6 protein-coding genes are annotated in these 7,978 nt (G+C 75.2%); 3 read left to right on the top strand and 3 right to left on the bottom strand.

What is annotated here, in order from left to right; all coding sequences use genetic code 11:
* Window positions 1-518 (bottom strand): saccharopine dehydrogenase NADP-binding domain-containing protein (locus ACFV4F_RS41185; protein ID WP_380510757.1); only part of this gene is annotated, 518 nt, incomplete at its 3' end.
* A gap of 103 nt (window positions 519-621) precedes the next feature.
* Here ACFV4F_RS41185 and ACFV4F_RS41180 point away from each other — a divergent pair.
* Window positions 622-1,575, top strand: coding sequence for a helix-turn-helix domain-containing protein (locus tag ACFV4F_RS41180; protein ID WP_380510754.1), 954 nt, complete (start codon window positions 622-624; stop codon window positions 1,573-1,575).
* Between the two features lie 67 nt (window positions 1,576-1,642).
* Here ACFV4F_RS41180 and ACFV4F_RS41175 read toward each other — a convergent pair whose 3' ends face one another.
* The gene (locus ACFV4F_RS41175) at window positions 1,643-2,677 is read right to left on the bottom strand and encodes a PucR family transcriptional regulator (RefSeq protein WP_380510751.1); all 1,035 of its coding nucleotides are present in this window, start codon (window positions 2,675-2,677) and stop codon (window positions 1,643-1,645) included.
* 118 nt (window positions 2,678-2,795) lie between these two features.
* Between ACFV4F_RS41175 and ACFV4F_RS41170 the strand changes: the two genes are divergently transcribed.
* Complete coding sequence (locus ACFV4F_RS41170; RefSeq protein ID WP_380435334.1) at window positions 2,796-3,701, top strand: alpha/beta hydrolase; 906 nt, start codon at window positions 2,796-2,798, stop codon at window positions 3,699-3,701.
* Between the two features lie 61 nt (window positions 3,702-3,762).
* Here the strand turns inward: ACFV4F_RS41170 and ACFV4F_RS41165 are convergent, their stop codons facing one another.
* Window positions 3,763-4,416 (bottom strand): helix-turn-helix transcriptional regulator, encoded by a 654-nt coding sequence (locus ACFV4F_RS41165; RefSeq protein WP_380490513.1) that lies wholly within the window; start codon window positions 4,414-4,416, stop codon window positions 3,763-3,765.
* Between the two features lie 189 nt (window positions 4,417-4,605).
* On the opposite strand from ACFV4F_RS41165, the gene ACFV4F_RS41160 reads away from it, so the two are divergent.
* Window positions 4,606-7,845: a cytochrome P450 gene (locus ACFV4F_RS41160; RefSeq protein WP_380510748.1), complete on the top strand. Its 3,240-nt coding sequence runs from the start codon at window positions 4,606-4,608 to the stop codon at window positions 7,843-7,845.
* Window positions 7,846-7,978 lie beyond the last annotated feature (133 nt).

Genomic DNA, 7,978 nt, shown 5'->3' with positions numbered 1-7,978 from the left:
GCGCTGGAGAGGCGGGTGCCGGCGGTGGGGTGCCAGCTGCTGAGGGCGTAGGCGACGTGGGCCTCGTCGGCGTCGGTCCAGTCGGCCATGGCCGCGGTGGCGAGGAGGTCGCCGAGGCCGCCGTAGAAGGCCATCGCGGGCAGGACGGTGGCGCCGGCGGTGCGGGCGCGGTCGGCGAAGTCGGCGAACGTGTCGAGGTTGGCCTCCAGTTCGGCGGCCACGTCGACGTACGGGATTCCGGCGCGCAGGGCGGCCTCGATGACGGGGGCGGTGGTCGAGGCGAACGGGCCGGCGCAGTTGATGACGGCGGCGGCGCCGGCCAGGGCGGCGTCGAGGGCGGCCGGGTCGTCGACGGAGGCCGGGCGGACGTCGAGACCGGTCCCCTCGGCCAGGGCGTGCAGCTTGGCGGCGTCGCGGCCGGAGAGGACGGGGGCGAAGCCGCGCTCGCGCAGGTGGGCGACGACGAAGCGGCCGGTGTGTCCGTAGGCGCCGTAGACGGTGACGGTGGTGTTCGACATTGGGGTTCCCCCGTGCTCGTTCCTTGATCCGACGCGTTCATCCTGCCGGGGGCGGACACCCCCCGACAGTGTCCGGAACGACAGGACCCGTACACTTCCGGACATGGTGACCGTCGCGCTGGCCGTCACGGACGGCATGCTGCACTTCGAACTGGGGCTGGCCTGCGAAGTCTTCGGGGCCGACATGACCGGGCGGGCCGAGTCCTGGTACCGCCTGGAGCTCTGCGGGCCGGGGGCCGTGCAGGTCGGGCGGTTCCGCGTCCAGCCAGACCACGGGCTCGACCGGCTCCCGTACGCGGACACCGTGGTCGTCCCGGGCTGGGCGGACGTCGACGAGGAGCCACCCCGGGAGCTCGTCGACGCCGTGCGCGCGGCCCACGACAACGGCGCGCGCGTGGTCTCCCTCTGCACGGGCGCGTTCGTCCTCGCCGCCGCCGGGCTGCTGGACGGGCTGCGGGCGACGACGCACTGGGCACACACCCGCGTCCTGGCCGCGCGCTACCCCGAGGTGCAGGTCGACCCGGACGTCCTCTACGTCGACAACGGGAGCGTGCTCACCTCCGCCGGCAAGGCCGCCGCGATGGACCTGTGCCTGCACCTCGTCCGGCTCGACCACGGCTCGTCCGTCGCCAACGCCCTCGCCCGTCTGCTCGTCGTGCCGCCCCACCGGGACGGCGGCCAGGCGCAGTTCGTGCCCACCCCGGTGCCCGCGCCCGGGAACCACCCGCTCGCCGACCTCCTCCCGTGGGTGATCGAGCGGCTGGACCAGCCGCTGACCGTCGAGGACCTGGCCCGCCGGGCCAACATGAGCTCGCGCCACCTGGGACGGCACTTCCGGTCCGTCACCGGCACCAGTCCGCTCCAGTGGCTGCTGACCCAACGGATCCGCCACGCCCAGGAGTTGCTGGAGACCACCGAGGACAGCGTCGACGCCATCGCCGCCGCCACCGGCATGGGCACCGGCACCACGCTGCGCCGCCACTTCAACCGCACGGTGGGCGTGCCGCCGGACGCCTACCGGCGGACGTTCCGGCTGCGCGCCGCGGTCAGTCGCTGATCAGCCGCCGTGCGGTCAGTCGCTGAGCAGCCGCCGCACGGTCAGTCGCTGAGCCGCAGCCACGCCGTCAGCCGCTGAGCAGCCGCCACGCGGTGAGCGCGAGGCCGGCGCGCAACAGGCCTGCGGGTTCGGTGAGTTCGAGGCCGAGCGCCTTGCCGAGCTGGTCCAGGCGGCGCGCCACGCTGGTGTGGTGCAGGTGGAGGACCGCGGCGGCGCGGCGCAGGGAGCCGGTGGTGCAGTAGGCGTCCAGCGTGTCCAGGGCGTCCGGGTCGCACGCCGCGATGCGGGCGATCGCGGCCACGTCGGGATCGGCCCGGACGGCGTCCTCCGGCAGGTGCGCGAGGAGGGCCACGGCGCCCAGATCGGCGTGGTGGACGACGGGTTGACGCGCGGTGGTGAAGCGCAGCGCGGTGCGGGCCTCGCGCCAGGACCGGGCCGGTATCCCGGCGGCGCCGATGCCCGCGCGGACGTCGGGCGGGAGGCGGGACGCGTCGACGGTGGTGGCCAGGACGACCCCCGCGTCGGCGAGTTGGGCCGCCTTCACCGGCCGGTCGGGGCACAGGAGGGTGCCGATCCGGTCGAGGGGGTGCGGCGTGCGCACGGCGACGGCGCGCACCGGCAGGTCGGCGGCGAAGCCGAGCAGGCGCAGCGCCCGGGCGCGGGCGGCCTCGTCGGTGTCGGCGCCGATGACGAGTTCGACGAGCGCGGGGTCGGCCATGGTGGTGCGGGCGGGGCCGTAGCGTTCGACGGCGGTGGCGACGGCGATGGCGAGGCGGTCGAGGAGGAGCTCGTCCAGGAGGCCCGCGGGGGTGGGGCGTTCGAGCCAGACGGTGCCGATCTCCTCCTCGTCCAGGGTGATCGGCGCGGACGTGGTGACGGCGGGCGGCCCGGGCGCCTCGCGGCCGTCGGGGGTCATGCGGATCGTCCGGCCGGTGCCGGTGAGGCGGATCCCGGCCGGGCACTCGGCGAGGTTCGCGGAGGCGCGGGCGAGGGCGGGCAGGTCCACGCGTCGGCGCATCAGGGTGTCGTAGAACATGACGACGCGCACGGCGGCCTCGACGTCCGAGCCCAGTTGCGACATCCGTACCGCCAGTGCCTCCATGGACCCGAGGATAGGCGGACACGGGTGAGCGCGGGGGCGCCGATCGGTGCGTGATCCCGGCGGAACGCACGACGGTTGGCGGCGGACCGGGCGGGCGGCGGCCGGGACGATGGTCGGCATGGATCCCGAACTCGAAGCATTCGTCCCCTTCTTCCCCGACCTCGACCTGAACGACCCGGCATCCGCCCGGGAGAGCCTGGCCGCGCTGGCCGGCGGCGTCCCCGCCGCCGACGTCCCTGGCATGGTGATCGAGGACCGCACGGTGCCCGCCGACCCGAAGACGGGCCCCGGCGTCCCGGTGCGCGTGTACCGGCCCCGGGAGGCGCGCGGCGCCGTCATCTGGCTGCACGGCGGCGGGTTCGTCATGGGGGGCCTGGACACCGAGCACCCGTGGGCCGCCCGGATCGCCGCCGACTCCGGCGCCGTGGTCATCTCGGTGGGCTACCGCCTGGCGCCCGAGCACCCGTACCCCGCGGCGCTGGACGACGTCTACGCCGTCCTCCTCTGGGCCGCCGGGAACGCGGCCGAACTCGGCATCGACCCCGAGCGCATCGCGATCGGCGGCCACAGCGCCGGCGCCACCCTCGCGGCCGCCGTCTCCCTGCTGGCGCGCGACCGGAAGGGGCCGGCGATCCACTTCCAGCTGCTCAACCAGCCCGGCGTCGACGACCGGCAGGAGAGCTGGTCGGCCCGCACCTTCACGGACACGCCGTGGATGACCCGCGAGAAGATCTCCGCGGCCTGGCGGCACTACCTGGGCGGCGCACCCGCCACCGCGTACGCGGCCCCGGCCCGCGCCGAGGACCTGAGCGGCCTGCCGCCCGTCCACCTCGCCACGGCGGAGTTCTGCCCGAACCGCGACGAGGGCATCGAGTACGCGCTGCGCCTCCTCCGGGCGGGCGTGCCGGTCGAGCTGCACCAGTGGGCCGGGACGTTCCACGGCTCGCAGGCGCTGCTGTCGGCGGAGGTGTCGCAGCGGCAGATCGCCGAGCTCGGCGCGGTGCTGCGGCGGGCGCTGGCGTAGCGGCCGTTTCCGAGCGCGGGTTCGGGCGGGTTCGGGCGGCTTCAGGCGGGCGCCGGCGGGTTCAGGCCGGCTCCGGCGGCCACGCGTCCGGCGCCAGGACGCCGTACGCGTAGGCGCGGGCGACGAGCGCCGTGCGGTTGGGGACGTGCCAGCGGCGGGAGAGGCGGGTCAGGTGGTAGTTGACGCCGTCCCTCGTGAGGCCGATTTCCCGGGCGATCTGGGCGGTCGTCGCGCCCCTCGCGGCGGCCGCCAGGATCCGGGCCTCCGTCGGGCTCACCTCGGTGCGCGGCACGGCGGTCTCGGACACCTCGGGCGGCGGCTCGGCGGGCAGGTCGGCGAGGACGCGCAGCGAGAGCAGCAGGTTCGGCGTCTGGTCGGGGGTGTCGCTCACGAGGGCGACGTCCATGACGCCGTGCCGCTCCGAGCCGTCGCCGGCCGTCCACGACACCTCGACGCTGTACTGGGAGCGCCGGTGCTTGTGGACGGCCTCGGCGAGTGCCGGGAGGGTCTCGGCGGCGCTGCCCTGGAGGGTGAAGAACTCCAGGATCTTGCGGTGGTGCAGCTGCCCGGTGAGCAGGCCGAACTCGGCGGCCATCGCGCGGTTGACGATGAGGATCCGGCCCGCGTACTCGCACACGGCGATCGGCACCGGCACGTGGTCGAGCAGGCGCAGCGTGCGGTTGCGCCAGACGATCGCGCTGTCGCTGGGGTACACGAGGTGCCTCCTTCAGCAGATCTGACGTCACGTGGGCAAGAGTCGGGTGCCACCGGGTACTACACAATCATGTAGTCGGCGGCGCCCGGTACGGCGGGTGCCGGGCGCAGAGTGGAAGACGTCGCCCCGATCGTCGGCCCGACTCCCGTCACGAAACCCGTGTCACGGAAAACGGAAGGTGAATCACGCATGACCGACACCCTGCCCGAGAGCCTGCCCGCACCCCGGGCCGAGCGCCCGGAGCCCGCCCGGTCCTCGGAGACCCCGAAGGCCGCGGTGGCGCACCTCCCCTCGGCCGCCGCGGGGGCCGTCCCGCTCGTCGACATCTCGGCGCTGCCGCCGGTCGCCGCGCCGACCCTGCGCGTGATGGAGCTGATCCGGGAGCACGGCCCGGCCTACGTCCAGCGCGTGCACGGGCGGGACCTGCTGATGGTCAGCGGCCTGGACCTGGTCGAGGAGCTGGCCGACGAGGAGCGCTTCACGAAGTCCGTGGGCCCGGGCCTGGTGAACGTCCGCGAGTTCACCGGCGACGGCCTGTTCACCGCCTACAACGACGAGCCCAACTGGGCCCGCGCGCACGACATCCTGATGCCCGCCTTCGCGCTCGGCTCGATGCGCACCTACCACCCCGTGATGCTCCGGGTCGCGCGCCGCCTGATCGAGGCGTGGGACGGTGCGACGGCCGCCGGGCAGCCGGTGGACGTGCCCGGCGACATGACCAGGATGACCCTGGACACCATCGGCCTGGCCGGCTTCGGCTTCGACTTCGGCTCCTTCGAGCGCGACGAGCCGCACCCGTTCGTCGAGGCGATGGTGCAGTGCCTGGAGTGGGCGATGGCCGCGCTGTCGCGCGACCCCGAGCTCGACCACACCGAGCGCGACGCGGCGTTTCGGGAGGACGCCGCGTACCTCGCCCGGGTGGTGGACGAGGTGATAGCCGCTCGCGTGGAGGCCGCCGGTGCCGCCGATGACGGGGGACAGGACGCCGAGGACCTGCTCGGTCTGATGCTCGGCGCCGTCCACCCCGGTGACGGCAGCAGACTGGACGCCGAGAACATCCGCAACCAGGTGATCACCTTCCTGATCGCCGGCCACGAGACCACCTCGGGCGCGCTGTCCTTCGCGATGTACTACCTCGCCAAGCACCCGGCGGTGCTGCGGGAGGTCCAGCGCGAGGTGGACGCCCTGTGGGGCGACCAGGCCGACCCCGAGCCGTCCTACGAGGACGTCGGGCGCCTGCGCTACACCCGTCAGGTGCTCAACGAGGCCCTGCGGCTGTGGCCGACGGCCCCCGCGTTCAGCCGCGAGGCCCGCGAGGACACCGTCATCGGCGGCCGGATCCCGCTGCGCGCCGGGGAGACGGTCACGGTGGCGACGCCGATGCTGCACCGCGACCCGGCCTGGGGCGACAACCCCGAGCTGTTCGACCCCTCCCGCTTCGACCCCGAGCTGGAGGAGGCCCGCTCCCCGCACGCCTTCAAGCCCTTCGGCACCGGCGAACGCGCCTGCATCGGACGGCAGTTCGCGCTGCACGAGGCCACGATGCTGCTCGGCATGCTGGTGCACCGCTACCGGCTGATCGACCACGCCGACTACCGGCTGACGATCAAGCAGATGCTCACCATCAAGCCGGACGGGTTCACGCTCGCCCTCGCCCCGCGCACGCCTAGGCCCCCGGCGGCGGCGCAGGCCCCGGTGCGCGCCGCCGAACTGCCCGGCCGCGTCCGCCAGGGCACGACGGTGCTGTTCCTGCACGGTTCCAACTACGGCGCCTCGCGCGACTTCACCCGGCAGCTGGCCGAGGCCGCGGGGGAGCTCGGCTGCGAGACCGAGGTCGCCCCGCTGGACGCCTACGCGGACGGGCTGCCCGCCGGCCGTCCCGTGGTGATCACCGCCGCCTCGTACAACGGGCAGCCGACGGACGACGCGGCGCGCTTCGTCCGCGGGCTCCAGGAGGCCGAGGGCGCGGTCGCCGACGGCGTCGAGTACGCGGTGCTCGGCATCGGCGACCGGACGTACGCCGCCACCTACCAGCGCATCCCCACCCTCATCGACGAGCGCCTCGCCGCCCTCGGCGGCACCCGGCTGCTGCCCGCCGGCGAGGCCGACGCCTCGGGCGACCTCGCCGGCGGCGTGCGGGCCTTCGCGACGGCGCTGCGAGGCCTGCTGCTGGAGAAGTACGGCGACGCGGACGCCCCCGCCGCCGGGCTGCCGGAGGCCGCGTTCACCGTGACCGAGGTCGTCGGCGGCCCGCTGGACGCCCTCGCCGCGCGGCACGGGATGACGGAGCTCACCGTCACCGGGGTCGCCGGGCTGACCGACCCCGCCTACCCCCGGGTCAAGCGCCTCGTGCGGCTGGCCCTGCCGGACGGCGTCGAGTACCGCACGGCCGACCACCTCACCGTGCTGCCGCAGAACGACCCGGCGCTGGTCGAGCGCGCGGCCAAGGTGCTCGGCGCGGACCTCGACACCGTGCTGTCCATCGTCGCCCACCGGCGCACCGGCCTCGCCGTCGACCGCCCGCTGACCGTGCGCGAACTGCTCACCCACCACGTCGAGTTGCAGGACCGGCCGACCGCCGAGCAGCGCCTGGTGCTGGCCGGCCTCAACCCGTGCCCGCCCGAGGCCGCCGCGCTGCGCGCCCTGCCCGACGACGACCCGCGCACGCTCGTCGACCTCGTCGAGGACAACCCGGCCCTGCGCGAGGCCCTCACCTGGCCGGTGCTGCTGGAGCTGCTCCCGCCGATCCGGCCGCGCCACTACTCGATCTCCTCGTCCCCGGGCCAGGACCCGGCCCACGTCGACCTCATGGTCTCCGTGCTGAGCGCCCCGGCCCGCTCCGGCCGCGGCACCTTCCGGGGCACCGGCTCGGGCCACCTCGCCCGCGTCGCCGTCGGGGACACCGTCCTGGCCCGCGTCCAGCCCTGCCGGGAGGCGTTCCGGATCGGCCACGGCGCCACCCCGGTCATCATGATCGCCGCCGGGACGGGCCTCGCCCCGTTCCGCGGCGCGGTCGCCGACCGCCACCGCGACGTGGCCGCCGGGGCCGGACTCGCCCCGGCGCTGCTCTACTTCGGCTGCGACCTGCCCGACGCCGACTACCTCCACCGCACCGAACTGGAAACCGCCGAACGGGCCGGCGCCGTCAGCCTGCGCCCGGCCTTCAGCGAGGCCCCCGAGGACGGCCGGCGCTTCGTCCAGGACCGCATCGCGGCGGAGGCCGACGAGGTGTGGCAGCTCCTCGCGGCCGGCGCCGAGGTCTACGTGTGCGGCGACGGCGCCCGCATGGCCCCCGGCGTCCGGGAAGCCTTCCGCGCCCTCTACCGGAGCCACACGCCGGGCGGCGCCGACGAGGAGCAGGCGGAGGCCTGGCTGCAGTCCCTGATCGACGCCGGCCGCTACGTCCAGGACGTGTACGCGGCACGCTGAGCCCGGAGCGCCCCGGAGCCCGGAGCGCCCCGGAGCCCGGAGCGCCCCGGAGTTCGGGAGCGCCGCGGAGCGCGGGTGGGGGGGCTAGGGGGGCGGCGCGACCCCCCCACCGAACAAAAAACGCCCGGGCCGG

Source organism: Kitasatospora sp. NPDC059722 (assembly GCF_042733235.1).
Lineage (GTDB): Bacteria > Actinomycetota > Actinomycetes > Streptomycetales > Streptomycetaceae > Kitasatospora.
Note: the sequence above shows the minus strand (reverse complement) of the source record. Positions and strands in the feature narration are given on the sequence as shown.

Excerpts from the sequence above, each read along its gene's own strand:
- ACFV4F_RS41180 (WP_380510754.1), top strand. The coding sequence starts at position 622 with ATGGTGACCGTCGCGCTGGCCGTCACGGACGGCATGCTGCACTTCGAA.
- ACFV4F_RS41175 (WP_380510751.1), bottom strand. The coding sequence starts at position 2,677 with ATGGAGGCACTGGCGGTACGGATGTCGCAACTGGGCTCGGACGTCGAG.
- ACFV4F_RS41170 (WP_380435334.1), top strand. The coding sequence starts at position 2,796 with ATGGATCCCGAACTCGAAGCATTCGTCCCCTTCTTCCCCGACCTCGAC.
- ACFV4F_RS41160 (WP_380510748.1), top strand. The coding sequence starts at position 4,606 with ATGACCGACACCCTGCCCGAGAGCCTGCCCGCACCCCGGGCCGAGCGC.